Genomic DNA, 26,734 nt, shown 5'->3' with positions numbered 1-26,734 from the left:
ATATCTGCTCCAGCCTTGACAAATCAGACAGCACGTGCGCTTTTCCGCCCGATTTTCTTTCGGCAGTTCGGGGCGCTTTTTTCACCTTTCTTGCCGACGCCCAAGTCCAGGATTTAGCAAAATGCATCGTTACCGCAGCCACACCTGTGCCGCTCTCCGCAAGTCCGATGTCGGCAACACCGTCCGGCTTTCCGGCTGGGTTCATCGCGTTCGCGACCACGGCGGCGTGCTCTTCATCGACCTGCGCGACCACTACGGCATCACCCAGGTCGTCGCCGACCCGGACAGCCCGGCCTTCAAGCTCGCGGAAACCGTGCGCGGCGAATGGGTCATCCGCATCGACGGCCTCGTCAAGGCCCGTTCGGAAGACACGATCAACAAGAACATGCCGACCGGCGAGATCGAGCTTTACGCCCAGGAGATCGAAGTCCTGTCGGCGGCCAAGGAACTGCCGCTGCCGGTCTTCGGCGAGCCGGACTATCCGGAAGACGTTCGCCTGAAGTATCGCTTCCTCGACCTGCGCCGCGAGACGCTGCACCGGAACATCGTCAGGCGCACGCAGATCATCGCCGACATGCGCCGGCGCATGGGCGAGATCGGCTTCGCCGAATATTCGACGCCGATCCTGACCGCCTCCTCGCCGGAAGGGGCTCGCGACTTCCTCGTGCCCTCCCGTATCCATCAGGGCAAGTTCTTCGCGCTGCCGCAGGCCCCGCAGCAGTACAAGCAGCTGCTGATGGTCGCCGGCTTTGACCGCTATTTCCAGATCGCGCCGTGCTTCCGCGACGAGGACCCGCGCGCCGACCGCCTGCCGGGCGAATTCTACCAGCTCGACCTGGAGATGAGCTTCGTCACCCAGGAAGACGTCTGGACGACCATGGAGCCGGTCATGCGCGGCGTCTTCGAGCAGTTTGCCGACGGCAAGCCGGTGACGCAGGAATTCCCACGCATTCCTTATGACGAGGCGATCCGCAAATACGGCTCCGACAAGCCGGACCTGCGCAACCCGATCGTCATGGAGAGCGTGACCGAGCATTTCGCCGGCTCCGGCTTCAAGGTCTTCGCCAACATGATCGCCTCGAACCCGAAGGTCGAGGTCTGGGCGATCCCGGTGAAGACCGGCGGTTCGCGCGCCTTCTGCGACCGCATGAACGGCTGGGCGCAGTCGCAGGGCCAGCCGGGTCTCGGCTATATCTTCTGGCGCCAGGAAGGCGCGGTTCTCGAAGGGGCCGGCCCGCTTGCCAAGAACATCGGCGAGGAACGCACCGAGGCGATCCGCACCCAGCTCGGCCTCGACGAGGGCGACGCCTGCTTCTTCGTCGCCGGTGAGCCGGCGAAGTTCTACAAGTTTGCCGGCGAAGCGCGCAACCGCGCTGCCGAGGAGCTGAACCTCATCGACCGCGACCGCTTCGAACTCTGCTGGATCGTCGATTTCCCGTTCTTCGAATGGAACGAGGACGAGAAGAAGATCGACTTCGCCCACAACCCGTTCTCGATGCCGCAGGGCGGCATGGAGGCGCTTGAAGGTCAGGATCCGCTGTCGATCAAGGCCTACCAGTACGACATGGTCTGCAACGGCTTCGAGATCGCCTCGGGTTCGATCCGTAACCAGTCGCCGGAACTGATGGTCAAGGCCTTCGAGATGGTCGGCCTTTCGAAGGCCGACGTCGAGGAACGCTTCGGCGGCATGTACCGCGCCTTCCAGTACGGCGCTCCGCCGCACGGCGGCATGGCGGCCGGCATCGACCGCGTGGTGATGCTGCTCGTCGGCGCGAAGAACCTGCGTGAGGTCACCCTGTTCCCGATGAACCAGCAGGCGCAGGACCTCTTGATGAACGCGCCCTCGGAGGCGACCCCGACGCAGCTGCGCGAACTGGCGCTGCGCGTCATACCGCAGCCGAAAAAGGACTGAACCGATCCTTTGCTCAAATGAAGAAGGCCCCGGAAGCTTTTGCTTTCGGGGCCTTTTTCGTTTCGTGTATCAGTTCTTCGGCAAGGCGTTGTCGAGGAAGAACCACTGGTCCAGATGCTCGCGGATCACGGCCTCGATGGTGTCGTTGAGAAGCTGGATGTCGTCGAGCAGGCGCTCGCCGTTCTTCTCCTCCGGCGGCAACGTGATCGGCGGCAGCGCACGGCAGACGAAGCGGAAGCCGTCCGTGCGCAGATTGTACCATGGGCAGATGGTGGCGCCGGTCATCCGCGCGAGACGCACGGTCATGGCGAGATTGCCTTCCAGATGCGGCTTGCGGCCGAAGAGGGGGCCGCGCAGCTTGCCGGCGACGCCTTCGTCGCAGAAGGCGGAGACGATGCCGCCCTTCTTCAATGCGCTGACCGCAGGGCGGATGCCCTGGAGCCCCGGAGGCAGGAAGTTCAATCCGTTCTTGCGCCGGACGCGCTCCGATATCCACGCCTTGGCCCGGCCGGGAGGTGGTGTGTAATTGATGTAGGGAACGAGGCCGGCGCGCTGCAGCACGATCGGCCCGATCTCCCAGTTGCCGAGGTGCATGCCGACGAAGATGACGGGGCCACGCTTGGCGGCGTCCACAACCCAATCCATGTTGTGGACCTCGATGCGCTCGGGATGTTTCGCAAGGCGGTTTATCACCGAGAACTCGGTCATGATCCGCCCCTGCGCGCGACAATTCTCGATGAACAGCGCCTCCTGCTCGGCAGGGCTGAGGTGCGGGCAGAGGGCCGCGATCGTCGCGCGGGCACGCTTCTCCGCGACCTTGTGGAAGCGCGGGATGGCGAAGACGCCGAGCCGTGCGCCGAAGGCCGAGCACGCGTCCATCGGCAGCAGCTTCAGCCCGAAATGCCCGGCAAGGTGAAGGAGGTTCCAGACGTTGTCCGAAAGCCAGTAGCGGACGAAGCGCTTGCGCCGGTCGCCACCGGCGAACCAGTCGGCGAATGCGGGCCGCTGTTCCTCCGAATAGATCCACGCCTTGCGCTTGGCCGCTTTCGCATTCGACGTCTTGTCTTCCGATGCCATTGTCGGCCTCCTTCAGCGCCGGTGCAGCGTCACCGGCAGCCCGCCCTTCGGGCGGAGGGTGAGGCGGCAGAGCGGTTCCACCTTGTGGCCGGCATCGACGCGAACACGGAAACGCTGGGCGAGGACGGCAAGGCAGAGGATCGCCTCGGTGAGGCCGAAGTTCATGCCCGGGCAGACGCGCGGGCCGCTCGCGAAGGGGATGTAGCTGTAGGGCACCGGCCGGCGGCCGTCGAGGAAGCGCTCGGGCCGGAAGAGGTGCGGGTCCTCGAAGAGGCTCGGCGTGCGGTGCAGGAGCCAGGGCACGATGAGCACGAGCGAGGCCGGTTCGATCGGCATGTCGCCGATCGTGTCGGCCTGCTTGGTCTGGCGGGCGAGGATCGGCACCGGCGGATAGAGCCGGAGCGTCTCCTCGATCACCGCGCGGCAGTAGTCGAGCTTCGGCACGTCGTCGATCGTCGGGGTACGGTCGCCGCAGACGCGGGCGATCTCCTCGTGCACAGCCTGTTCCGCCCAGCCGGCGCGCGACAGCAGATACCAGGCCCAGGTGAGAGTCGCCGCGGTCGTCTCGTGACCGGCCATGAAGATCGTCGCCGCCTCGTTGCGGAGCGCGACGAGGTCGAGCTTCAACTCGGGGCTGCGCTCCTGACGGCGGATCAGGAGTTCGACCATGGAATTGTGGTCGCCGCTTCCGGCGAGATGGTCCTCGACCACCTTGTCGATGATGCGGTGGATGCGCTTGACCGACCGGCGGAGCGAGGGCGTGCGCAGCACCGGCAGGCCTTCGTCGAAGCCGATGAAATAGCCGAGATTGATCGAGTCGATCAGCGACTGGTAGCTCGTGAAGCTGTCGGTGACCGCATCTGCGCTCTCCTTGCCGAGATTGTTGCCGAAGACGCTGCGCGAAATGATCTCGGCCGTCAGCCCCGCCATCTCGTGCAGGACGTTGACGTTCGCCCCGTCCGGCATGCCGCGCCAGCGCTCGACGAGCTCACCGGCGGTCTTCTCCATCACCGGCCCGAAGCTCGGCACGCGGTTGGTGTGGACGATGTCGTTGACGAGGGCACGTCTCTGCTTCCAGGTCTCGCCGTCGGAAATGAAGAGGCCGTCGCCGAGCAGGTATTCGAGCGCCCGGCGCATCTGCGGGCTCTTGCGTTCATAGTTCTCATGGCGCTTCACCACGACCTGGCGGATCAGGTCCGGCGCGTTGACGAGCACGATCTGCCGGCCGAGCACGCGGGTGGCCGTCACTCGCTCGGTGAAGTCGGCGGGGCGCCAGATCGACAGAAAATCGACGCGGGCCTGCAAGAGGAGCCGCAGCCAGTCGCCGCTCTTGCCGTCGTAATAGGCGGCGTGCGCGGGTTCGAACGAGGTGTCGTTCAGTCTTTCGGTGATTTCGACCGGTCGTGGGCGCCAGGCAAACATTGCGCGATAGATTCCATGGTTGTCGGTGGGCAACCAAGGATTGACGGGACGGGCTAGATCGTCAATCGCACGGCGCTGAAAGTACCACTAGCTGTGACGAAAGGGCGCGGCAAGCCGCGCCCTTTCCAGAGCAACAGATGATTTGGCGAAACGGTGCCTCAGTCGTTCGCCGTCACCTTGGCGCCGAGCACCTTCGGCAGAGTGTCCGGGGCCCCCATGGCGGCGCCCATGATCATCGGGAAGGGGACGGCCTTTTCCGGTGTGGCCGAAATCGTCAGGCTCTTCGGATCGTCGATGTAGCTGTTGACGGCCGCGGAGACTTCGTTGGCGAAGGCGCCGAGATTGGCCTGGCCGAGCATGATCGGCACCATGGCCTTCACCATCTGCGCCATTTCCTCGCCGGACGTGCCCTGCTGCTTGCCGGCGAATTCCAGGCCGCGGCTGGTGATGCCGTCGTCCTCGAAGCGGATCTCGGCATTGTTGAACGACATCTGCTGCATCAGCCCGAGCATGGCGAGGCCGGCGGCCTGCTGTGCCTGCTCGTTTTGCGGCTGGGATTGCATCGTGCGGGCGGTCTCTTGCATCTGCTTGACGAGATCCATCGTGTAGCCCGAGACGCTGAAGGCGAGGTTCAGCATGCCGACATTGGCGAAGTCGAAGGCGTATTCCTCGACCTTGATCGTACCCGTGGCGAGCTCCCAGCTGCCCTTCATCGTGACTTCGCCGTCGATCGTCTTCAGATTGAGGGCCTCGATGGCTTCCTTGCTCTTGGCGTCCTCGACCGATGCAAGATCGGCCTTGATGCCGGTGATGTCGCCCTCGAATGTCATCGACTTCTCGTCCTCGGCGACGTCGAGCGTGCCGCTCGCTTCCTCCATCGAGAAGACCTCCTTGCCGTCGACGACGACCTTGACCTGCCCGCTATGGGCTTCGTCATAGAGCATCATCGAGGAGAGATCGTTGCCTTCGGTGCTGCCGGGCACCCAGACGCCGGCGAGGTAGAGGTCATCGACCGTCACGGACGACTTCTCTTCGGTGAAATTGACCGGAGGAAAGTCGATGCGCTCGATGGAATAGGCGCCGCCGTCTTCCTCGGAGACGTTCGTCAGCGTCAGGTCACCGAGATTGACGCTCGACTGGTTCTCGCCGAGCGTCGTGAACTTGGCGCCCTTCAGGAGGACGTCGCTGCCGTCGACTTCGACCGACTCGGCCGAGATCGTCGCACTGCCGGCCGCATAGGCGGCGTTGATCTTCTTCAGCAGGTCCTGGCCGTCCAGCGCCCAGGCATGGCCGGAAAGGGTGGTCAGGAAGGTTCCGGCGAGGAAAAGCTTGGTCGCCCGGGACTGTGTCATAATGAATCCTCTTGAAATCGGTGTAATCACTGAACCTTTTGGTTGCGCGGGAGCCTACTGTCTGCTGCGGGAGAAGTATAGCGGGAAAGTTGGACCGTTCCGGCAAGGTTAATCGTCCGCCCGCCACCACCGCGGCTCGTTGTCCCGAAACGGCCGTAATCCACAATCGGATCAGCGGGATTCCTTGCCGTCCGGGGCCATCTCCGCTAGCAAGGAGGCATGGGAAAGAGCCTTTTGCCGCCCGGTGACGGCGGCGACAATATTCAACCGGTGGATTTGAGGGCAGCGCTCGAGGAGCGCTACCTTGCCTATGCGCTGTCGACGATCATGCACCGCGCGCTCCCCGATGTGCGCGACGGGCTGAAGCCGGTGCACCGGCGCATCATCCATGCGATGAGCGAGATGGGCATCCGCCCGAACTCGGCCTTCAAGAAGTGCGCCCGCATCGTCGGCGACGTCATCGGTAAGTTCCACCCGCATGGCGACCAGTCGGTCTATGACGCGCTGGTGCGTCTCGCGCAGGATTTCTCGCAGCGCTATCCCGTCGTCGACGGGCAGGGCAATTTCGGCAATATCGACGGCGACAGCGCCGCCGCCTATCGTTACACCGAAGCGCGGATGACCGAGGTCGCGGCGCTGCTGCTCGAAGGCATCGACCAGGATGCCGTCGACTTCCGTCCGACCTACAACGAGGAAGACGAGGAGCCGGTCGTCCTGCCGGGCGCCTTCCCGAACCTGCTCGCCAACGGCTCCTCGGGGATTGCCGTCGGCATGGCGACATCCATTCCGTCGCACAATGTCCACGAAATCTGCGATGCGGCGCTCTATCTCATCAAGAATCCCGGCGCCACCGTCGAGGAGCTGATCGCCGATCCGGCGAACCCGCAGCGCGGCGGCATCGAAGGACCGGATTTCCCGACCGGCGGCATCATCATCGAGAGCCGCGAAAGCATGGTCGAGACGTATCGCACCGGCCGCGGCGGTTTCCGCGTCCGGGCGAAATGGGAGACCGAGGACCTCGGCCGCGGCGGTTACCAGATCGTCGTCACCCAGATTCCCTACCAGGTGCAGAAGTCGCGGCTCATGGAGAAGATCGCCGAGCTGCTGATCGCCCGCAGGCTGCCGCTGCTGGAAGACGTCCGCGACGAATCGGCCGAGGACGTGCGCATCGTGCTGGTGCCGAAGAGCCGCACGGTCGACGCCACGCTGCTGATGGAGTCGCTGTTCAAGCTGACGGAACTCGAAAGCCGTATTCCGCTCAACATGAACGTGCTCTCGATGGGCAAGGTGCCGAAGGTCATGGCTCTGAACGAGGTCCTGACCGAATGGCTCGACCACCGCAAGGACGTGCTCGTCCGCCGTTCGCGCTTCCGGCTCGCGGCGATCGATCGGCGTCTGGAAATCCTCGGCGGCCTGCTGATCGCCTATCTGAACCTCGACGAGGTGATCCGCATCATCCGCGAGGAGGACGAGCCGAAGCCGGTCATGATCGCCAGATGGGACCTGACCGACGTGCAGGCGGAGGCGATCCTCAACATGCGGCTGCGCAATCTGCGCAAGCTCGAGGAATTCGAGATCCGCAAGGAACACGAGGAGCTTTCGACCGAGAAGGCCGAGATCGAGGCGCTGCTCGCCTCCGACGACAAGCAGTGGCAGACGGTTGCCTGGGAGATCGGCGAGGTCAAGAAGAAGTATGCCAAGGCGACGGAACTCGGTCGCCGCCGCACCACCTTCTCGAATGCGCCGGAGGCCGATGTCGAGGCGATCCAGCAGGCGATGATCGAGAAGGAGCCGATCACCGTCGTCGTTTCGGAAAAGGGCTGGATCCGTGCCCTCAAGGGTCATATTTCCGATACGTCAAGCCTGACCTTCAAGGAGGGCGATGCCCTCCGGGTCGCCTTCCCGGCGCAGACCACCGACAAGATCCTGCTCGTCACCACCGGCGGCAAGGTCTTCACCCTCGGCGGCGACAAGCTGCCCGGGGGCCGCGGCCACGGCGAGCCGATCCGCATCATGGTCGACATGGAAAATGACCAGGACGTGCTGACCGCCTTCGTGCACGATCCGTCGCGCAAGGTCATGCTCGCCTCCACGGCGGGCAACGGTTTCGTGATCCCGGAAAGCGAGATGGTCGCCAATACCCGCAAGGGCAAGCAGATCATGAATGTCGGTATGCCTGACGAGACGAAGCTTGTCGTGCCGGTTTCCGGTGATCATGTCGCCGTCGTCGGCGAGAACCGCAAGCTCCTGGTCTTCCCGCTGGTACAAGTGCCGGAGATGTCGCGCGGCAAGGGCGTGCGCCTGCAGCGCTACAAGGACGGCGGTATTTCCGATGTGAAGTGCTTCGCGATCGCCGACGGCCTGACCTGGGAAGACAGCGCCGGCCGCGTCTTCACCAAGAGCAAGGACGAACTGGTCGAGTGGATAGGCGACCGCGCCTCCGCCGGCCGGCTGGTGCCGAAGGGCTTCCCGCGGAGCGGCAAGTTCTCCGGCTGAGATCAGCGACGCGGGACGGTGTGATCGGCAAGAAACCGCCGGGCACCGTCCTCGTCGATCTCGCCGGCGGCGACGGCCAGAACGAAGGCTATCACATCGGCCTGACTGGCTTCCACGGCATATCCGTTTATGGCGAGGAACGTGTAGGCGGCAAGGAAGCCCGTGCGCTTGTTCCCATCGGAAAAGGGGTGATTGCGTACGATGCCGTAAAGATAGGCTGCGGCCAGCGCCGTCATGTCTTTCTCGCCGTAGGCGGCCTTGTTCAACGGACGAGCCAATGCTGCCTCGAGCGCGTTCTCGTCCTTCAGTCCGGCCAGACCGCCGTGCTCGGCCAATTGCTCGGCGTGCATGATCTCGATCGCCTCGCGTGACAGCCAGCGCGGTCGACTCACTTTGCGAGCTCGCGAAGGGCAATACGGTATTTCTTCATGCCTTCGCGGGCCGCCTTCAATTGCTCTGCAAGATCTGCCGTTTCAGGTACGAGTTGCACAATGCCGTCCACTTCCTTCAACTCGACGCTGTCGCCTGCCTTGAGCCCCAGCCGGTCGAGAACTTCCTTCGGAATGATGATGCCTTCCGAATTGCCGATCTTGCGAATGGTGATGTTCATAAGTGATCCTCATGTTGCAACGGCGTTATAACATGGCTATCCCCATTATGAAAAGGAATCTCCGCCCTTCCTGCCGCCTTCGAGCAGGACGTGGCGGTTGAACACTGCGCGGGACTTCCAGTAGCGGCTGCTCGGCCACACCACCCTCAATTTTGCCGGTGAGTTTTCCTCTCGTGGGGGTTGATCGTTGTCGCGGTATCGTTATCCTTCGGTTGTATCGTTTCTCCCTTGATCGATGGAAGGTGGCCGGATGCTGACGCGACGTGGAATCTTGACCGGAGGCTCCGCGGCGCTGGCGCTCGGTGGCGTCGGCATCGTCGTCGAGGCCAGGCGTGCGGCGGCTCGCTATGAGCGCTTCGCGCGAGACCTGCGCGTGCCGCTGACGGCGCCTGCGACCGATCGCGGTCTCGTTCGCTATGCCACGCTCGCGGCCAATGGGCATAATACCCAGCCCTGGCTTTTTCAGACCTCCGGTCGCGGCATTGTCATCCGTCCGGATTTTTCCCGCCGCACGCCGGTCGTCGATCCCGACGATCATCACCTCTATGTCAGCCTCGGCTGCGCCGTGGAAAATCTCGCGATCGCCGCGATCGCGACGGGCCGCCCCGGCGCGGTTACCGTGACACGGGACGGGAATGATACGGGGGCGTCGCTGACCTTCCTGAGCGATGGAATGTTCGCCGATGCGGACACCTGGAAGATGTTCACGGCAATCCCGCGGCGGCAGTCGACGCGCAGCGCCTACGACGGGCGGCCTGTGCCGCCGGCCGACCTCGAGCGGCTCCGCAAGAGCGCCACCGTCGACGGCGTCCAGGTGGCCATGGTGACCGAGCGTGGCGCAATCGGCCGCATGCGTGATCTCGTCATCGCCGGCAATGACGCGCAGATGGCGGATCGCGCCTTTGTGGCGGAACTCAAGCAATGGATCCGCTTCAGCCCCTCGGCGGCGATCAAGCGGGGTGACGGGCTCTACGCGCCGGCGAGCGGTAATCCCGCTCTGCCGGAATGGCTCGGGCCGTACGCCTTCGACCTGGCCTTCAAGCCTCGCAGCGAGGCGGACAAATATGTCCGGCAGATCGACAGCTCCGCGGGGATCGCCGTCTTCTCCGCCGCGCCGGAAAACCCGACCGGCTGGATTGCGGCGGGACGGGCCTGCCAGCGCTTCTGCCTGACAGCGACGGCGCTCGGCATCCGCACCGCATTCGTCAACCAGCCGGTGGAGGTCACGAGCCTGCGCGCGGATGTGGCGAGTGTCGCCGGGTTGGAGGGACGCCGTCCCGATCTCGTGCTTCGTTTCGGCTATGCGCCGGCCTTGCCCTATTCGCCTCGCCGGCCGGTCGAGGCGGTGATCATGCGCGATGCCTGAGGTCAGACGCCTGGCTGCAGGCGGCGGGAGGTTCGGAACAGCAGCCGGCCATCGCCGATGCGGTGCAGCGGGCGCGGCGCGGTTGGATTTTGTCACCGGACAGGAGGAATTTCCGTCGTGGAGCCCACTCCACAAGGCCGTTACGACGCATCCGGAGTAAGTATCCGCCGCATCCCGAAGGGATATGGCGAAAATCGCCCATGTCGGCGCTGCAAAACCTCGGCGGAAACCGGCTCTAGTCTTCGGAGGCTTCCGAGGAGGTGTAGCGCTGCCATCCCTGGCTCAGGAGGTGCTCCTGTGGCTGGAAGCGGATCTTGTAACCCATCTTGTCCGACCCTTTGACCCAGTAGCCGAGATAGACGTGCGGTAGGCCGAGCGCTTTCGCCCGGTTGACGTGGTCGAGCACCATCAGTGTCCCGAGGGAACGCTTTTCCATGGCCGGATTGAAAAACGAGTAGACCATGGACAACCCGTCGCTCATGAAGTCGCTGAGCGCGACCGCCACCAGTTCGCCTTTCGGCTTCCCCTTGAGGCCGTCACCCGGAGCGCGCACCCGGTATTCGATGATCCTGGTCTGCACATGGGTGTCCTCGACCATGATCGCATAATCGAGCGCCGTCATGTCGGACATGCCGCCGCTCTGGTGGCGATGGTCGAGATAGCGGCGGAACAGGCTGAACTGCTCCGAGGAGGGCTGCGCCGGAAAAGCCGTTGCCACGATATCGCGGTTGACCGCGAGCACACGGCGGAACGACCGACCGGGCGTGAATTCGTTCGCCAGGATACGGACGGAGATGCAGGCACGGCAGGATTCGCAGGCCGGCCGGTAGGCGATATTCTGCGAACGGCGGAATCCGCCCTGCGTCAGCAGATCGTTCATCTCGGTCGCCCGTGGTCCGACGAGATGGGTGAAGACCTTCCGCTCCTTCTCGCCCGGCAGGTAGGGACACGGCGCGGGCGCCGTCAGGTAGAACTGCGGGGAAGGGGACGTTTGGGTGTTCATCGTGGCCGGGGCCCGATCCTTTCGCGACTACAGTCCATAATACCATGGCGCAAGAATGGAAAACGTCAACCATATGATGACGACGAGCGGTGTCCCCGCCTTCACGAAGTCAGCGAACCGGTAGTGGCCCGGCCCCATCACCAGCAGGTTGGTCTGATAGCCGACGGGGGTCGCGAAGGAACAGTTGGCGGCATAGATCACCGCGGCGGCAAAGGCTCCGGGCGGTGCGCCGACGCGGCGCGCGACGTCGAGCGCGATCGGCATGAACAGCGCGGCGACAGCGTTGTTGGAGAGGATATTGGTCAGCACCGCCATCAGCAGGAAGAGTACCGAAAGGACGACGGCACTCGGCGCGCCCTCCAGCAGGGCGATCGTTTCCCGCGCGATCAGTGAGGCTCCGCCGGTGTGCTCCAGCGCCGTCGCGAGCGCGATCGCCGTGCCGATCATCAGATAGATCTGCTTGTCGAAGGCGCGGCTCGCCTGGTTGAGCGTCAAGCAGCCGAGTGCGATCATCAGGCCGGCGCCGACGATCGCGTTGACCACGATCGGCGAGATGTCGAAGGCCGAGAGGAGCACGATACCGGCGAAGATTGCCGCGGCGATCCTCGCCTTTCGCTTCTGCGGTACGGATTCGGCGGAGTGCTCGAGCAGAAGAATGTCGTGGTTGCCCCGCATGGCGGCAAGCGCGTCCATCGTGCCGCCGATCAGCAGCGTGTCGCCGGCTTCGAGCCGGATCTCGGAAAGCGCGGTGCGCGCCATGCGGCTCTTGCGCTGCACGCCGAAGACGGCGACGTCGAACTGGGCCTGAAGCCCCGAGAGCTGGATGGTGCGGCCTTCGTAGCGCGAGCCGGGAGCGATCACCGCCTCGACGATGTGGTAATGGGCGCCCGGCGGCACGACATCGATATTGCTGCTGTAGCCGTCCTCGCCTTCGAGCCCCGTCGTTCCCTTCTCGCCCTTGGCAATGGCATCCATGAAGGCCTTGCGCGTGCCCGTGACCAGCAGAATGTCGCCCGGCATCAGGGTGATGCTTTCGAAGGGCGGGCGGATCGGCACGTCGCGGCGCAGGAGCAGCCGCGGCGTCAGATCGCGGATCTCCGGAAAGAAGCCCGCCTTGGAGGTCATGCCGATATAGCGATGCCCCGCCGTCAGGAGGATCTCCCCGACGAACTGCGTGCCGGTGACTTGGTTCTCGCGTGATGCCGCCGATATGCGGTCCTTGAGAAGGCGCGGCATCACCACGAGCACATAGGCTCCGCCGACGAGGGCGAGAATGAGGCCCATGCCGGTCAGGTCGAAGAAGCCGATCTGGAGCCCCTGCTGCGCCGCAAGCCCGGCCGCGATCATGTTGGTGGAAGAGCCGATGACCGTCGTCATCCCGCCGAGGATGGTGATGAAGGAGAGCGGCATGAAGATCTTGTAGTTCGGTACCCGCTGCTGCGCTGCGACCACCGTCAGGATCGGAATGAAGATCACCACCACCGGCGTGTTGTTGAGGAAGGCGCTGGTGGTGCCGGTCACGCCGAGGATGATGGTGATGGTGAGCCATGGCCGGTTGGCACCGAGATTGCCGAGAACGCGGGCAGGGCGCTCCAGGGCATCCGTCGCGAAGAGGCCCTGGCCGACGATGAGCAGCGCTATGACCGTTGCGAGCGCCGGATTGCCGAAGCCTGCAAGCAGCGCATCCGGCCCGAGCACGCTTCCGTCCGGAGTGCGCATCGGAAAGGCTCCGAAGATCGCGAGAAGGGTGGCGAGCGAACCGAGCGAGACCGCCTCGACCGAATAGCGGTCGCTTGCGAAGGCGACGATCGTGGCGAGGATCACGACGAAGGTGGCGACGAGATGGAAATCCGGCATTCAATGGTTCCGCTGCAGGGGCCGGCCGGATCGGGCGGTCCGGGCACGGCCCTTTATGTCGATCCAAGGGCGAGCCGAACAGTCCTAGCGTTTCAAATGTCGCGAGGTCCAGGAAATATTCTTGCGCGGTGGAGAGCCGGGGCAGGTTGCCCGTGCGCCGGCCCCGATATCGCAGCCTTCGTCAGGCCGTGCGGATCGTGGCGGTCCCGACGAGGAAATCGTGGGCCAGACGCGACCGTTCGGTGAAGAGGCCGGCAAGCAGAATGAGCGGCGTCAGCACCGAGTTCAGGATCCAGAAAAGCGCGAGATGCGCGATCGCGGTCACGAAGTCGATCTTGCGTCCGTCGAGCCGGACCATGGCGATCCCCATGGCGCGCATGCCGGGTGTGGCCTGGAACGGTCCCGCCAGCGATATGCCGAAATAGAGGCCGGCGACGATGAAAAACAGGATCGGGTAGAGAAGGAAGCCGAGGCCGAGCGTCAGGATGCCGACGAAAAAGACGAGCACGGCAGCCGGGATCCACAGGAGCGCGATGATCAGGTAGTCGATGACGAAGGCGAACACGCGCCGCGACAGCACTCCGCTATAGGCCCGCCAGTCGTCGGGGGCCGCATAGAGCGGATTGGGATTGTAGGTCATGAACATGCGCTCCTTTTGTTTGAAGACGCATATGGGGTGCCGGGCGGACGTTGGCAATCCGCCCGGGCAAGGGTATCGCCTTTATTTTGCAAGCTTTCTTGCGACATCCATCGCAAAGTAGGTGAGGATGCCGTCGCAGCCCGCCCGCTTGAAACAGAGCAGCGTTTCCATCATCGCCTTCTCTTCGTCGATCCAGCCGTTCATTGCGGCTGCCTTGATCTGCGCGTATTCGCCGGAAACCTGGTAGGCAAAGACCGGCAGGCCGAAGGCTTCCTTCATTCGCCAGCAGATATCGAGATAGGGCAGGCCAGGCTTCACCATCAGCATGTCGGCGCCTTCCTCGACGTCGAGGGCCGCATCGCGGATCGCCTCTGTGCCGTTCGCCGGATCGATGTAGTAGCTCTTCTTGTCGCCCTTCAGCAGGCCGCCGGTCGAGATCGCCTCGCGATAGGGGCCGTAGTAGCAGGAGGCGAACTTGGTTGCATAGGACATGATGCCGACCGACTGGTGGCCGGCGGCGTCGAGGCCGCGGCGGATCGCGCCGATGCGGCCGTCCATCATGTCGGAGGGGGCGATGATGTCGGAGCCGGCGTCCGCCTGCAGCACCGCGGCCCGGACGATCTGGTCGACCGTTTCGTCGTTGACGATTTCGCCGTCGCGCAGGATGCCGTCGTGGCCGTGGCTGGTGAACGGGTCGAGCGCCACATCGGTGATGACGCCGATGTTCGGCACTGCCTTCTTGATCGCCGCGGTCGCGCGATTGATGAGGTTGTTGGCTTCGAGGATCTGCGAGCCGGTCTCATCGCGCAGGTTCATTTCGACGTTGGGGAAGGTGGCGAGTGCCGGGATGCCGAGATCGGCCGCCGCCTTCGCCGCTTCCACCGCCTTGTCGACGGTCATGCGGTTGACGCCAGGCATTGCGGCGATCGGTTCGACGATGCCGGTGCCCGGAATGATGAAGATCGGCCAGATCAGGTCGTCGACGGTCAGCCGGTTCTCGAGTACGAGCCGCCGCGTCCAGTCGGCCTTGCGGTTGCGTCGCATCCGCCGGTGACCGGTGATCTCGTCGACAAGGTGGGTTTTGTCCTGCGTCATGGCACTCGTCCTCGCTTGATGGCTCAAACCGCCGGCTGCATAGCACGAGACCGGAGCCGTGCAAAAGTAAACGTCGTCGCAGCCCCTTCGGGCGTCGCCGCTTCGACCGATGCTCTGTGGGCGAAGGCCGGCAGTCGCCGCCTTTTCACCGGAAGTCGCTGGCGGCAGCTCCGGCGTCCGCCTATGTTTTGCGGATGGAAGCTGATTCGCCGCACGTGCCGAAACGCAGCCTGACGGAGACATTGTTCGTGACCTTCCTCCGGTTGGTCGCGGTCTCCTGCCTGTGGTTCGGCCTTCAATACTGGGCGATGCTCGTCGGCTATTCGTTCGGCGGCAGCGCCCGCTTCGATCTCCTGAACCTGCCGTGGAAAGTCGCCGCCAGCAGCCTCGCGGTCGTCTTTCCCGTGGCTGCCCTCGGACTCTGGCTCGCCGTCTCCTGGGGGCCGGTGATCTGGGTCGTCGCGGCCGGCGGCCAGATCCTGATGTACGGTATCTGGAGCAACATCTACGGCGGTAACAGCCTCGTCGTTCCGATGCACTCCGCGGTGGTCATCGTCTACCTGGCGTTCCGCGCCGCGCTCTGGCTGGAACAGCGCCGCAAGGCGAAGGAGATAAGGGTTGATTTACCCTGATCGACACTCCGGTTTCGGTAAGCTCCTGTTAAGCCTGCATTTTAAATAGAATTTTAGGCGCATTCGATAGTGTCTCTCACAAGGCGGGAAGAAAACCAAAAGCCGCCAGACAAACAGTGAGGCAGATCGACATGAACACGAAACTCAAGCCGCAGCCGGCAACACATGACCCGCATGACGATGCAATCCGCTCGCTCTATCTGGAATCGCTCCACCTGGTCGAGCGGCTGCATCGCCGTCTTCTGGACGTCATCAAGGACGAGTTCGACCGTCAGGGTCGCTCGGACGTCAACGCCGTCCAGGCCCTCCTTCTCTTCAACATCGGCAATTCGGAGCTGACCGCCGGCGAGCTGCGCTCGCGGGGCTACTATCTCGGCTCGAACGTGTCGTACAACGTCAAGAAGCTGGTCGACCTCGGTTTCATCAATCACCAGCGCTCGCGCATCGACCGTCGTTCGGTCCGCATCAGCCTGACCGACAAGGGCCAGGAAGTCGCCGAGACCGTCGCCCGCCTCTACGAGCGCCACATCGGTTCGATCCAGAAGGTCGGCGGCATCGGTTCGGACGAATTCACCCAGATGAACAAGCTCCTGCAGCGCCTCGATCGCTTCTGGAACGACCAGATCCTCTACCGCCTCTGATCCACCGGGGCATTTCGAGGTACTGCATTTTCCTCCAGTCATGCAGTCGCACGACGAGGCGCCTGGCGCGGCAATCTGCCCGCCACGGCGCCTGCGTGCGTTGGACGGCGCGGCGCGACACGCATTCGTGAATGGCCACCGGTGACACGAATTGGCCATATTGATATGGGAGCGCCGGGGAAGAGAAAACGCCGCGTGGCCCTCCCGCTCGGACGGTCGATTTCCGGGGTACCGGCAAGACGCGTGCGCGTTTGTTAACCATGCCTGTGTATAGGCTGGCTGTCTGTCCTTTTTGGGAAAATGGTAGGGAATATGTCGAATAAGCCTGCAAATCTTGCCATGTCGCGTCGTGCTCTGCTGCGTGGCGCCGCCGTTGCCGGTGCTGCCGTGATTGCCGGGCAGGCGGCAGCGCAGACGGCGATCGACGACGTCATCAACGCGCCGCGCCGCGGGAACTGGGACGACCAGTTCGACGCGCAGGTTTCGCGTGCAAATGCCAACGTCGTGTCGAATACGCCGGTCCTCAGCCCCAGCAACGTCATGCATGTGCAGCAGGCGATCGCCAACTACCAGGCGATCGTCGCGAATGGTGGCTGGCCGCAGGTCAATCCGGGTGTCAAGCTGAAGCTCGGCGTCATCGATCCGTCGGTCCAGACGCTGCGCCAGCGTCTGATGATTTCCGGCGACCTGCCGCGTTCGGCGGGCCTCTCCGACTCGTTTGACACCTATGTCGACGGTGCCGTGAAGCGGTTCCAGGCCCGTCATGGCCTTCCGGACGACGGCGTTCTCGGCGAATTTACCCTGAAGGCGCTCAACGTTCCGGCCGATACCCGCCTGATGCAGTTGAACGTCAACCTGCAGCGCCTGCAGGACATCGTCAGCAAGCAGCTCGAAGCCCGCTACATCATGGTCAACATTCCGGCTGCCTATGTCGAGGCTGTCGAGAACGACCGCGTGGCGCTGCGCAACACCGCAATCGTCGGCCGCATCAGCCGTCCGTCGCCGCTGGTGAGCTCCAAGGTTTCCGACATCATCCTCAACCCGTACTGGACCGCGCCGCGCTCGATCGTCGAGAAGGACATCGTGCCGCTGATGCAGAAGGACCCGACCTATCTGGCGCGCAACAGCATCCGCCTGATCGACGGCAACGGCAACGAGGTGGCACCGGAAACGATCGACTGGTTCGCTCCCAAGGCACCGAACCTGATGTTCCGCCAGGACCCGGGCAAGATCAACGCGATGTCGGCGACGAAGATCAACTTCCCGAGCCCGGACGCGGTCTACATGCACGACACGCCGACCCAGGGCCTGTTCAACAAGCTCATGCGGTTCGAGTCCTCGGGCTGCGTGCGCGTGCAGAACGTCCGCGACCTCATCGTCTGGGTGCTGAAATACACGCCCGGCTGGAGCCGCCAGCAGATCGAGCAGGTCATCGCATCGCGTGTCAACACGCCGATCCCCCTGAGTGACGAAGTCGGCGTCCACTGGGTCTATCTGACCGCCTGGTCGGCGAAGGACAACGTCGTCCAGTTCCGCGACGACATCTACCAGCTCGACGGTAACGTCCAGCTCGCGCTCGACACCAATATCGGCGTCGAACAGGTCGCCGGCTCGATCTCCGTCGACGACGACCTCGTGCCGCAGCAATAAGGGCATTTGCCGCTCTCCTTTGAAGCCGCGCCTCTCTGGGACGCGGCTTTTTTCGTCCGCGCGGGGCGTTATCGCTCTTTGATGCTCAAATGTCGTAAGCCGTATTGCCCTCGGTCCTGCGGGAGGCTAAGACCCCTTGGCATCAACCCGTTCAGGAGCCCTCTACTATGTCGAACACCGATGCCTTCTTCTCCCGCCCGCTCGCCGAGGTCGATCCCGAAATCTTCGGCGCGATCGAGAAGGAACTGGGTCGCCAGCGCCATGAGATCGAGCTGATCGCTTCCGAGAACATCGTCTCGCGGGCCGTGCTCGAGGCGCAGGGTTCGATCATGACGAACAAGTATGCCGAGGGCTATCCGGGCAAGCGCTATTACGGCGGCTGCCAGTATGTCGACATCGCCGAGGAACTGGCGATCGAGCGCGCCAAGAAGCTCTTCGGCGTCAACTTCGCCAACGTCCAGCCGAATTCCGGTTCGCAGATGAACCAGGCGGTCTTCCTGGCGCTCCTGCAGCCGGGCGACACCTTCATGGGTCTCGACCTCAATTCCGGGGGACACCTGACCCACGGCTCGCCGGTCAACATGTCCGGCAAGTGGTTCAACGTCGTCTCCTACGGCGTGCGCGAAGGCGACCATCTGCTCGACATGGACGACGTGGCCGAGAAGGCGCGCAAGCACAAGCCGAAGCTGATCATCGCCGGCGGCACCGCCTATTCCCGCGTCTGGGACTGGAAGCGCTTCCGCGAGATCGCCGATGAAGTCGGCGCCTGGCTGATGGTCGACATGGCCCACATCGCCGGTCTCGTCGCCGGTAGCCAGCATCCGTCGCCGTTCCCGCACTGCCACGTCGCGACCACCACGACCCACAAGTCGCTGCGCGGCCCGCGCGGCGGCATGGTGCTGACCAATGACGAGGATATCGCGAAGAAGATCAACTCGGCCGTCTTCCCCGGCCTGCAGGGCGGCCCGCTGATGCACGTCATCGCCGCCAAGGCGGTCGCGCTCGGCGAAGCGCTGAAGCCCGAGTTCAAGGACTATGCGGCGCAGATCGTCAAGAACTCCAAGGCTCTGGCAGACACGCTTATGGCTGGCGGCGTCGACATCGTTTCGGGCGGCACCGACAACCACCTGATGCTCGTCGACCTCCGCAAGAAGAACGCAACCGGCAAGCGCGCCGAGGCGGCCCTCGGTCGTGCCTACGTCACCTGCAACAAGAACGGCATTCCCTTCGATCCGGAAAAGCCCTTTGTCACCTCGGGCGTTCGTCTCGGCACGCCGGCCGGCACGACCCGCGGCTTCAAGGAAGCCGAGTTCCGCGAGATCGGCAATCTGATCATCGAAGTTCTCGACGGCCTGAAGGTCGCGAACTCCGACGAGGGCAACGCCGGCGTCGAGGCTTCCGTCCGCGAAAAGGTCGTGGCCCTCACCGGCCGCTTCCCGATGTATCCGTACATGTAAGGAGAGCGGATGCGCTGCCCTTTCTGCGGATCGGACGAGACCCAGGTCAAGGACTCGCGGCCGGCGGAGGACAACACGTCCATCCGCCGGCGCCGCATCTGCCCGGATTGCGGCGGCCGCTTCACCACCTTCGAGCGGGTGCAACTGCGTGAACTGACGGTGGTCAAGAAGACCGGCCGCAAGGTTCCGTTCGACCGCGACAAGCTGGTGCGGTCCTTCGAGATCGCGCTGCGCAAGCGGCCGGTCGACCGCGACCGGATCGAAAGGGCGGTCTCCGGCATCGTGCGGCGGCTCGAAAGCTCAGGCGAGACGGAAATCTCGTCGGAGGCGATCGGCCTGCAGGTCCTCGAAGCGCTGAAGAGCCTCGACGATGTCGGCTTTGTTCGCTACGCCTCGGTCTATCGGGACTTCTCTCATGCCGAGGATTTCGAGCACGTGATCGCCGAAATCAACGCCAAGATCTCCCGCGACCACGGGATGGAGTGAACCGTGGACGCCGCTTCCGACGACCGGCGGTTTATGGAAGCGGCGCTGCGTCTCGCGCTCACGCATCTGGGACGAACCTCCACAAATCCCTCCGTCGGCTGTCTGATCGTCAAGGACGGTGAAATCGTCGGCCGCGGCGTGACGGCCGAGGGCGGGCGCCCCCATGCCGAAACGCAGGCGCTGGCCGAGGCCGGCGAGAAGGCGAGCGGCGCGACCGCTTATGTGACCCTCGAACCGTGTTCGCACTACGGCCGGACGCCGCCCTGCGCCAACGCGATCGTCGCCGCCGGCATCGCCCGCGTGGTCATTTCCGTGCTTGATCCCGACCCGCGCGTCTCCGGACGCGGCGTGAAGATCCTCGGGGAAGCCGGCATCGAGGTGGTCACCGGTATTCTCGAGGAGGAGGGGCGCAGGGCGCTTGCCGCCTACCTCACTCGACAGATCAAGAAACGTCCGCAAGTGCTTCTGAAGCTTGCCATATCGTCCGACGGTATGATCGGCCGGGAAGGCGAGGGGCAGATCGCCATCACCGGGCCTCAGTCGCGCGGACAGGTGCATCTCCTGCGAGCCGAGACCGACGCCATCCTCGTCGGTATCGGCACGGCGCTCGCCGACGACCCGGAACTGACCGTCCGCTTGCCCGGTCTTGAGCGCTATTCGCCGGTTCGCGTCGTTCTTGACCGCAATCTCGACCTCCCGGTCACCTCCAAGCTCGTGCGCTCGGCGCGAGACGTTCCGGTGATCGCGGTCGCCGCCGAAGGAGCGCATGGCCCGGCCGCAGAATCCCTGCGTGCCCGCCGCGCAACGCTCGAAGCCCAAGGCGTCGAAGTGGTGGAGGCAGACGATGTCGAAGGCCTGCTCTTCGGGCTGGTCTCGCGGGGCATTTCGTCCGTCCTGGTCGAGGGCGGAGCGAAGACCGCGAGAGCTTTCCTCAATGCGGGGCTGGTCGATCGCATCCTGTTGTTCCACGGACCGGGAGCGATCGGTCCGGGCGGTATTGCCGCACCGGTCGACACCGACCATATACCGGAAGGTTTCAAGCACGTGCGGTCGGCAGTCTTCGGCGCCGACCGTTTCGACGACTACGAGAGAGGGATCTGATGTTCACCGGCATCGTCACCGATATTGGCACCGTCGAGTCCGTCACGCCGCTGAAGGAGGGCGTCCGGCTCCGTATCGCCACGAGCTACGATCCGGCGACCATCGACATGGGGGCGTCGATCGCCCATGCCGGCACCTGCCTCACCGTGACCGGCCTGCCGGAGCAGGGCAGCAATGCCCGCTGGTACGAGGTCGAGGCCTGGGAAGAGGCGTTGCGTCTCACCACCATCGGCAGCTGGATGAAGGGGACGCGCGTCAATCTCGAACGGTCGCTGAAGATCGGCGACGAGCTCGGCGGTCACATCGTTTCGGGTCATGTCGACGGTACCGCCGAGATCCTTTCCGTGGCACCGGAGGGCGATGCCGTGCGTATCCGCCTGCGGGTGCCGGAGCACCTCGCCCGTTTCGTCGCGCCGAAGGGTTCGGTGGCGCTCGACGGGACCTCGCTCACCGTCAATGCGGTCGACGGCACAGATTTCGACATCCTGCTGATCCGCCACACGCTGGAGGTCACCACCTGGGGCGAACGCAAGGCGGGCGACAAGGTGAACTTCGAGGTCGATACCATGGCGCGTTATGCGGCGCGGCTTGCGGAATTCCCCGACCGGACAACCGGCTCCGTTTCCGCCGGCTGACGCCGGCGTTTCTGCGGGATAGGCCGAAACGCGCGGACGCCCCGCGGGAAAACCCGCGAGGCGCCTTCGATCCTGCCGCAAGGGCCGGTCAGCGGAGATAGAAGACGAAGCTGCCGTCGGCGGCCCGTTCGGCGCCGACGATGTTGCCGATCTCGACGTTCTCGGCGCTCAGTTGTCGGCGAAGGCTGTGGTTCGACTCGATCGATGCCTGCAGGTCGCGGGCGGACATCGAGGCGGGGCTCACGTCCTTGTATTCCGCGAGGACAGGGCTGCGATGGTCGAGCGACGACAGCTCGACCACGTTGAACGCGGGCCTCGCCGTGGAGCGGAGCGCGTCGTCGACAGCACGCGGTGTCGCAGCGTGGCTGTAACCGGCGACGGAAAGAACGGCGAACAGGGTGGCGGAGGCAATCTTGGTAAAGCGGTTCATGACTTTTCTCCTTTGATGAAGTCAGCGGAACGGGAGGGTTTCCGTGGCGCTTACGAAGAGAGATATGAGCCCCTTCCAGATCAAGTTCCAATCACTAAGCTGTTGAATTCGATTAAACAATCGTAATGCGCGATGCCATCAAATCGCCTCTTTGGAGGCGTCGTCCGCGCGCCGTTTCGGCGGCGTCGTTTCGCATTTGGGCAAGGCCGGTTTAAAAACACTTGCCAATGGCGGGCGGGCATGGTTTGACCGCGGTCTGTTCGGGCCGCGCCCGATTTTCCCCGTTTCCAGGATCATACCCATGCCACAGACGCAATCGGCTCCCCATCTCCTGATCGTAGAAGCCCGTTTCTACGACGATATGTCGGACGCGTTGCTCGACGGAGCGAAGGCGGCGCTCGGCGAGGCGGGCGCGACCTATGACGTCGTAACCGTGCCCGGCGCGCTGGAGATTCCCGCGGCGATTGCCATGGCGCTCGACGGTGCGGATGCCGGCGGCACGGAATATGACGGCTTCGTCGCGCTCGGCATGGTGATCCGCGGCGAGACCTACCACTTCGATATCGTCTCCAACGAATCCTCCCGGGCGCTGATGGATCTGGCGGTCTCGGAATCGCTGCCGATCGGCAACGGCATCCTGACCGTCGAGAACGAGGCGCAGGCCTGGGCGCGGGCCCGCCGTTCGGAGATGGACAAGGGCGGCTTCGCCGCTCGCGCCGCGCTGACGATGATCGCGCTCAAGCAGAAACTGGGTGGCTGACCGATGGGCAAGGACGAAAAGCAGCAGCCGACGATCAAGGTCGCGAACCAGCGAGGTGCCGCACGCCTCGCGGCCGTGCAGGCGCTCTACCAAATGGACATCGCCGGCTCTGGCGTGCTCGAAGTCGTGGCGGAGTACGAAGCTCATCGGCTGGGACAGGAAATCGACGGAGAGACCTATGTGAAGGCCGATCCTTCCTGGTTCCGCTCGATCGTGTCCGGTGTCGTGCGCGACCAGACCAAGATCGACCCGCTGATCAGCAACGCCCTGCAGGACGACTGGCCGCTATCGCGCATCGACAGCACCGTCCGCGCCATCCTGCGCGCCGGCACCTTTGAGCTTCTGGAGCGCAAGGACGTTCCCGTCGCCGTCATCGCCACGGAATATGTGGAGATCGCTCGCGCCTTCTTCGAAGGGGAGGAGCCGAAGCTCGTCAATGCGGTGCTCGACCGTATCGCCAAGCAGGTTCGCGGACCCGCCGGAAAGTGAAGAACAGGCGATAGGAGCCTTAAATGAGCGCTGTCGAAGCAGGCGGGCTTGAGACGCAGCTGAGTTCAGCCAAGCGCAATGTCTTCATCCTCACGGCTGCCCAGTCTATCCTCGGCTCGGCCGCGCCCTTAAGCTTCTCCGTCGGCGGTCTGGCCGGCTTCCAGCTGCTCGGTGCCGACAAGTCGCTCGCGACGGCTCCGCTCACCGGTTTCAACGTCGGCGTCGCCATCGGCGCGATCGTGGTGGCGCTGGCCTCGCGTTTCCTCGGCCGCCGGACGAGTTTCATGTTCGGGGCGCTCATGGGTGCCGTCGGCGGCACCGTCGCGACGCTCGCGCTGTTCCGCTCCGACTTCTGGCTCTTCGCCTTCGGTCTGCTGCTGATCGGCCTTTCCGGCGGCTTCACCCAGAAGATCCGCTTTGCCGCGGCGGATGCCTCGCCGACGTTCTACAAGGGCAAGGCGATCTCCTGGATTCTCGCCGGCGGGATCATTTCGGCGATCGTCGGTCCGCAGCTTGCGATCTGGATGAAGGACTACTTCGCGCCGGTCACCTTCGCCGGCGCCTTCACGGCCATGGTGCCGCTGATGCTCGCCGCGATCGGGGTTCTCTCCTTCCTGAACCTGCCGGCCATGAACGGCCGCAGCGGCATCGACGGCGCGCCCGCACGCCCGCTGCGCGAGATCGTGATGACGCAGCGCTTCATCACCGGCATGATCTGCGGCGTCAGCTCCTATGCGCTGATGACGTTCATGATGACGGGCGCACCGCTCGCCATGGTGGTCGGCTGCGGCTTTTCGTCCGATCTCGCCACCCTCGGCATCCAGTGGCACGTGATCGCGATGTTCGCACCGAGCTTCTTCACCGGCGTGCTGATCTCGCGTTTCGGCACGGAGAAGGTGGTCATCGCCGGACTTGTGATCCTGATGGCCTGCGCCGTCGTCGCCCATATGGGCGTCGAGCTCTGGAACTTCTGGGGTGCGCTGGTGCTGCTCGGCGTCGGCTGGAACTTCGGCTTCATCGGCGCGACAGCGATCGTCGCATCCAGCTACCGCCCACAGGAGGCCGACAAGGTCCAGGGTTTCCACGACATCATCCTGTTTGGTCTGGTGGCGCTTTCCTCGTTTTCGTCGGGCAAGGTCTTCACCGCCTATGGCTGGTCCGTCATGAACCTCGTCATCTGGCCGGTCACCATCGTCTGCCTGGTGCTGGTGCTGCTGCAGATGCGGGCCGCGCGCCCAAGCGCCTGAAAAAACCGCGACATTTCGCCTGTTTCCATCGCGTCGACCGCAAAATGCGGCTCTTGACGCCATTCGATCCTCCACGCAATCTCGCGTCCGGGCCGATCAGCTTCTGAGGAGGGGCTTGAGTCCGGCGAAGGGACCGCGCGGCGCGACAGTGCGTCCGGGCGAATTTGGAGGTATTGCGAATGACAGTACTTGTAGGCGTTATTCTATGCGGGTTGCTCTCGATCGCCTATGCGATCTGGGCGACGCGCTCGGTGCTTGCCGCCGACCAGGGCAATACGCGTATGCAGGAAATCGCGGGCTTCATCCGGGAGGGGGCGCAGGCCTATCTCGCGCGTCAGTACATGACGATCGCCGCGGTGGGGGCCGTGGTGTTCGTCGGCACCTGGCTGCTGCTCTCGGGAACCGCCGCCGTCGGCTTCCTGATCGGGGCGGTCCTCTCGGGCGCTGCGGGCTTCATCGGCATGCATGTGTCGGTGCGCGCCAACGTCCGCACCGCCCAGGCTGCATCGGGCAGCCTTTCGGCAGGCCTCGACATCGCCTTCAAGTCGGGTGCGATCACCGGCATGCTGGTTGCCGGTCTCGCGCTTCTCGGCGTCTCCATCTACTTCTACATCCTGACGGCAGTGCTCGGCCATGAACCGGGCTCCCGCGAGGCCATCGACTCGCTGGTCGCTCTCGGTTTCGGCGCCTCGCTCATCTCCATCTTCGCCCGTCTCGGCGGCGGTATCTTCACCAAGGGTGCGGATGTCGGCGGCGACCTCGTCGGCAAGGTGGAAGCCGGTATTCCGGAGGACGACCCGCGCAATCCGGCGACGATCGCCGACAACGTCGGCGACAATGTCGGCGACTGCGCCGGCATGGCGGCCGACCTCTTCGAGACCTATGCCGTCTCCGTAGTCGCGACCATGGTGCTCGCAGCGATCTTCTTCGCCGGCACTCCGGCGCTCGAAACGGCGATGATCTATCCGCTCGCGATCTGCGGCGCCTGCATCATCACTTCGATCGTCGGTACCTTCTTCGTGAAGCTCGGTGTGAACGGCTCGATCATGGGCGCGCTCTACAAAGGACTGATCGTCACCGGGCTCCTCTCGCTCCTCGGGCTCGGCGCGGCCACGTCGCTCACCATCGGCTGGGGTACGATCGGCACGGTCGCCGGCGCCGATGTCACCGGATGGAACCTCTTCATCTGCGGCATTCTCGGCCTCGTCGTCACGGCCCTCATCGTGGTGATCACCGAATACTATACCGGCACGAACAAGCGTCCGGTGAACTCGATCGCCCAGGCCTCCGTCACCGGCCACGGCACCAACGTCATCCAGGGCCTTGCGGTCTCGCTCGAGTCGACCGCTCTTCCTGCGATCGTCATCGTCGGCGGCATCGTCGCGACCTACCAGCTCGCCGGCCTGTTCGGAACCGCCATCGCGGTGACGACCATGCTCGGCCTCGCCGGCATGATCGTCGCGCTCGACGCCTTCGGCCCGGTCACCGACAATGCCGGCGGTATCGCCGAAATGGCGGGCCTGCCGTCGGAAGTGCGCAAGTCCACCGACGCGCTCGACGCTGTCGGCAACACCACCAAGGCGGTGACCAAGGGCTATGCGATCGGATCGGCCGGCCTCGGCGCGCTGGTGCTCTTCGCGGCCTATTCGAACGATCTGCAGTTCTTTGCAACCAACAGCGACCGCTATCCGTATTTCGCGGGTATCGGTGACATCTCCTTCAGCCTGTCGAACCCTTATGTCGTCGCCGGCCTGATCTTCGGTGGCCTCATCCCGTATCTCTTCGGCGGTATCGCCATGACCGCCGTCGGTCGCGCCGCCGGTTCGATCGTCGAGGAGGTTCGCCGTCAGTTCCGCGAGAATGCCGGCATCATGCAGGGCACGGTGAAGCCGGATTACGGTCGCGCCGTCGACATGCTGACCAAGGCGGCGATCCGGGAAATGATCGTGCCGTCGCTGCTGCCGGTTCTGGCGCCGCTCGTCGTCTATTTCGGCGTGCTGCTCATCTCCGGCTCCAAGGCCTCGGCCTTCGCCGCGCTCGGCGCCTCGCTCCTCGGCGTGATCGTCAACGGGCTCTTCGTCGCGATTTCCATGACCTCCGGCGGCGGTGCATGGGACAATGCCAAGAAGAGCTTCGAGGACGGCTTCATCGACAAGGACGGGGTCAAGCACCTGAAGGGTTCGGACGCCCACAAGGCGTCCGTCACCGGCGATACCGTCGGCGATCCCTACAAGGATACCGCAGGCCCGGCCGTGAACCCGGCGATCAAGATCACCAACATCGTGGCACTCCTTCTGCTGGCGATGCTCGCCGCCTGATAGGGGTGACGGGGTAACAGGCAAAAACGAAGCCCGCGGAAAGCGATTTCCGCGGGCT

At 64.2% G+C, this 26,734-nt stretch carries 24 protein-coding genes; 14 read left to right on the top strand and 10 right to left on the bottom strand.

The genetic code is table 11. The features are described 5' to 3' along the window. The first annotated feature begins 121 nt into the window (after positions 1–121). Positions 122–1,912 carry an aspartate--tRNA ligase gene (gene aspS / locus EUU22_RS07050; protein WP_129331297.1) on the top strand — a complete coding sequence of 597 codons (1,791 nt, stop codon included), beginning with the start codon at positions 122–124 and terminating at the stop codon, positions 1,910–1,912. A gap of 69 nt (positions 1,913–1,981) precedes the next feature. Here the strand turns inward: aspS and EUU22_RS07045 are convergent, their stop codons facing one another. From EUU22_RS07045 to EUU22_RS07035, 3 genes are all read right to left on the bottom strand, one after another. Then, positions 1,982–2,989, bottom strand: coding sequence for a lysophospholipid acyltransferase family protein (locus EUU22_RS07045; RefSeq protein WP_129331296.1), 1,008 nt, complete (start codon positions 2,987–2,989; stop codon positions 1,982–1,984). Between the two features lie 12 nt (positions 2,990–3,001). Beyond that, positions 3,002–4,411, bottom strand: a complete 1,410-nt coding sequence (locus tag EUU22_RS07040) for a cytochrome P450 (protein ID WP_129331295.1) — start codon at positions 4,409–4,411, stop codon at positions 3,002–3,004. Between the two features lie 158 nt (positions 4,412–4,569). After that, complete coding sequence (locus EUU22_RS07035) at positions 4,570–5,763, bottom strand: aq_1923 C-terminal domain (RefSeq protein WP_129331294.1); 1,194 nt, start codon at positions 5,761–5,763, stop codon at positions 4,570–4,572. 219 nt (positions 5,764–5,982) lie between these two features. Here EUU22_RS07035 and parC point away from each other — a divergent pair, with 219 nt between their 5' ends. After that, positions 5,983–8,259: a DNA topoisomerase IV subunit A gene (parC, locus tag EUU22_RS07030; RefSeq protein ID WP_129331293.1), complete on the top strand. Its 2,277-nt coding sequence runs from the start codon at positions 5,983–5,985 to the stop codon at positions 8,257–8,259. 2 nt (positions 8,260–8,261) lie between these two features. Here parC and EUU22_RS07025 read toward each other — a convergent pair whose 3' ends face one another. Together EUU22_RS07025 and EUU22_RS07020 are read right to left on the bottom strand one after the other, a co-directional pair. Beyond that, the gene (locus EUU22_RS07025; protein WP_129331292.1) at positions 8,262–8,651 is read right to left on the bottom strand and encodes a type II toxin-antitoxin system death-on-curing family toxin; all 390 of its coding nucleotides are present in this window, start codon (positions 8,649–8,651) and stop codon (positions 8,262–8,264) included. Beyond that, entirely contained in the window at positions 8,648–8,869 is a 222-nt protein-coding gene (locus EUU22_RS07020; RefSeq protein ID WP_129331291.1) for an AbrB/MazE/SpoVT family DNA-binding domain-containing protein, read from the bottom strand. The genes EUU22_RS07025 and EUU22_RS07020 overlap by 4 nt, the downstream gene beginning before the upstream one ends. 250 nt (positions 8,870–9,119) lie before the next feature. On the opposite strand from EUU22_RS07020, the gene EUU22_RS07015 reads away from it, so the two are divergent. Next, a complete protein-coding gene (locus tag EUU22_RS07015; protein WP_245484921.1) occupies positions 9,120–10,235 on the top strand; it encodes an Acg family FMN-binding oxidoreductase in 1,116 nt (371 codons plus the stop codon). A gap of 235 nt (positions 10,236–10,470) precedes the next feature. Here EUU22_RS07015 and EUU22_RS07010 read toward each other — a convergent pair whose 3' ends face one another. From EUU22_RS07010 to hemB, 4 genes are all read right to left on the bottom strand, one after another. Then, a complete protein-coding gene (locus EUU22_RS07010) occupies positions 10,471–11,238 on the bottom strand; it encodes an arginyltransferase (RefSeq protein WP_129331290.1) in 768 nt (255 codons plus the stop codon). A 27-nt stretch (positions 11,239–11,265) separates the two neighbouring features. Beyond that, positions 11,266–13,095 carry an SLC13 family permease gene (locus EUU22_RS07005; RefSeq protein ID WP_129331289.1) on the bottom strand — a complete coding sequence of 610 codons (1,830 nt, stop codon included), beginning with the start codon at positions 13,093–13,095 and terminating at the stop codon, positions 11,266–11,268. 181 nt (positions 13,096–13,276) lie between these two features. After that, complete coding sequence (locus EUU22_RS07000) at positions 13,277–13,735, bottom strand: RDD family protein (protein WP_129331288.1); 459 nt, start codon at positions 13,733–13,735, stop codon at positions 13,277–13,279. 81 nt (positions 13,736–13,816) lie between these two features. Beyond that, on the bottom strand, positions 13,817–14,830 hold the full coding sequence (hemB, locus tag EUU22_RS06995; RefSeq protein WP_129331287.1) for a porphobilinogen synthase: 1,014 nt from the start codon (positions 14,828–14,830) through the stop codon (positions 13,817–13,819). 194 nt (positions 14,831–15,024) lie between these two features. Here hemB and EUU22_RS06990 point away from each other — a divergent pair, with 194 nt between their 5' ends. The 7 genes from EUU22_RS06990 to EUU22_RS06960 all read left to right on the top strand — a co-directional run bounded on the left by EUU22_RS06990 (position 15,025) and on the right by EUU22_RS06960 (position 21,432). Then, positions 15,025–15,462 carry a DUF6163 family protein gene (locus EUU22_RS06990; protein WP_129331286.1) on the top strand — a complete coding sequence of 146 codons (438 nt, stop codon included), beginning with the start codon at positions 15,025–15,027 and terminating at the stop codon, positions 15,460–15,462. Between the two features lie 131 nt (positions 15,463–15,593). After that, positions 15,594–16,103, top strand: a complete 510-nt coding sequence (gene ldtR, locus EUU22_RS06985) for a transcriptional regulator LdtR (protein WP_112687282.1) — start codon at positions 15,594–15,596, stop codon at positions 16,101–16,103. A 312-nt stretch (positions 16,104–16,415) separates the two neighbouring features. Next, on the top strand, positions 16,416–17,753 hold the full coding sequence (locus EUU22_RS06980; RefSeq protein WP_129331285.1) for a L,D-transpeptidase family protein: 1,338 nt from the start codon (positions 16,416–16,418) through the stop codon (positions 17,751–17,753). 167 nt (positions 17,754–17,920) lie between these two features. Then, the gene (gene glyA / locus EUU22_RS06975; RefSeq protein ID WP_129331284.1) at positions 17,921–19,210 is read left to right on the top strand and encodes a serine hydroxymethyltransferase; all 1,290 of its coding nucleotides are present in this window, start codon (positions 17,921–17,923) and stop codon (positions 19,208–19,210) included. A gap of 9 nt (positions 19,211–19,219) precedes the next feature. Further along, positions 19,220–19,696 carry a transcriptional regulator NrdR gene (nrdR, locus tag EUU22_RS06970; protein WP_112687028.1) on the top strand — a complete coding sequence of 159 codons (477 nt, stop codon included), beginning with the start codon at positions 19,220–19,222 and terminating at the stop codon, positions 19,694–19,696. A 3-nt stretch (positions 19,697–19,699) separates the two neighbouring features. Beyond that, positions 19,700–20,797, top strand: coding sequence for a bifunctional diaminohydroxyphosphoribosylaminopyrimidine deaminase/5-amino-6-(5-phosphoribosylamino)uracil reductase RibD (gene ribD / locus EUU22_RS06965; protein ID WP_280956474.1), 1,098 nt, complete (start codon positions 19,700–19,702; stop codon positions 20,795–20,797). Continuing rightward, a complete protein-coding gene (locus tag EUU22_RS06960; protein WP_129331283.1) occupies positions 20,797–21,432 on the top strand; it encodes a riboflavin synthase in 636 nt (211 codons plus the stop codon). Before ribD ends, EUU22_RS06960 begins: the two co-directional genes overlap by 1 nt. 88 nt (positions 21,433–21,520) lie before the next feature. Here EUU22_RS06960 and EUU22_RS06955 read toward each other — a convergent pair whose 3' ends face one another. After that, the gene (locus EUU22_RS06955) at positions 21,521–21,862 is read right to left on the bottom strand and encodes a hypothetical protein (RefSeq protein WP_129331282.1); all 342 of its coding nucleotides are present in this window, start codon (positions 21,860–21,862) and stop codon (positions 21,521–21,523) included. 301 nt (positions 21,863–22,163) lie between these two features. Between EUU22_RS06955 and EUU22_RS06950 the strand changes: the two genes are divergently transcribed. The 4 genes from EUU22_RS06950 to EUU22_RS06935 all read left to right on the top strand — a co-directional run bounded on the left by EUU22_RS06950 (position 22,164) and on the right by EUU22_RS06935 (position 26,676). Further along, positions 22,164–22,622, top strand: coding sequence for a 6,7-dimethyl-8-ribityllumazine synthase (locus tag EUU22_RS06950; RefSeq protein ID WP_129331281.1), 459 nt, complete (start codon positions 22,164–22,166; stop codon positions 22,620–22,622). Between the two features lie 3 nt (positions 22,623–22,625). Continuing rightward, a complete protein-coding gene (gene nusB, locus EUU22_RS06945) occupies positions 22,626–23,111 on the top strand; it encodes a transcription antitermination factor NusB (protein ID WP_129331280.1) in 486 nt (161 codons plus the stop codon). 23 nt (positions 23,112–23,134) lie between these two features. Beyond that, positions 23,135–24,358: an MFS transporter gene (locus EUU22_RS06940; RefSeq protein WP_129331279.1), complete on the top strand. Its 1,224-nt coding sequence runs from the start codon at positions 23,135–23,137 to the stop codon at positions 24,356–24,358. Between the two features lie 179 nt (positions 24,359–24,537). After that, the gene (locus EUU22_RS06935; RefSeq protein ID WP_129331278.1) at positions 24,538–26,676 is read left to right on the top strand and encodes a sodium-translocating pyrophosphatase; all 2,139 of its coding nucleotides are present in this window, start codon (positions 24,538–24,540) and stop codon (positions 26,674–26,676) included. Positions 26,677–26,734 lie beyond the last annotated feature (58 nt).

Source organism: Ciceribacter ferrooxidans (genome assembly GCF_004137355.1).
Taxonomy (GTDB): Bacteria; Pseudomonadota; Alphaproteobacteria; order Rhizobiales; family Rhizobiaceae; genus Allorhizobium; species Allorhizobium ferrooxidans.
This window is presented reverse-complemented; position numbering and strand designations above follow the sequence as displayed.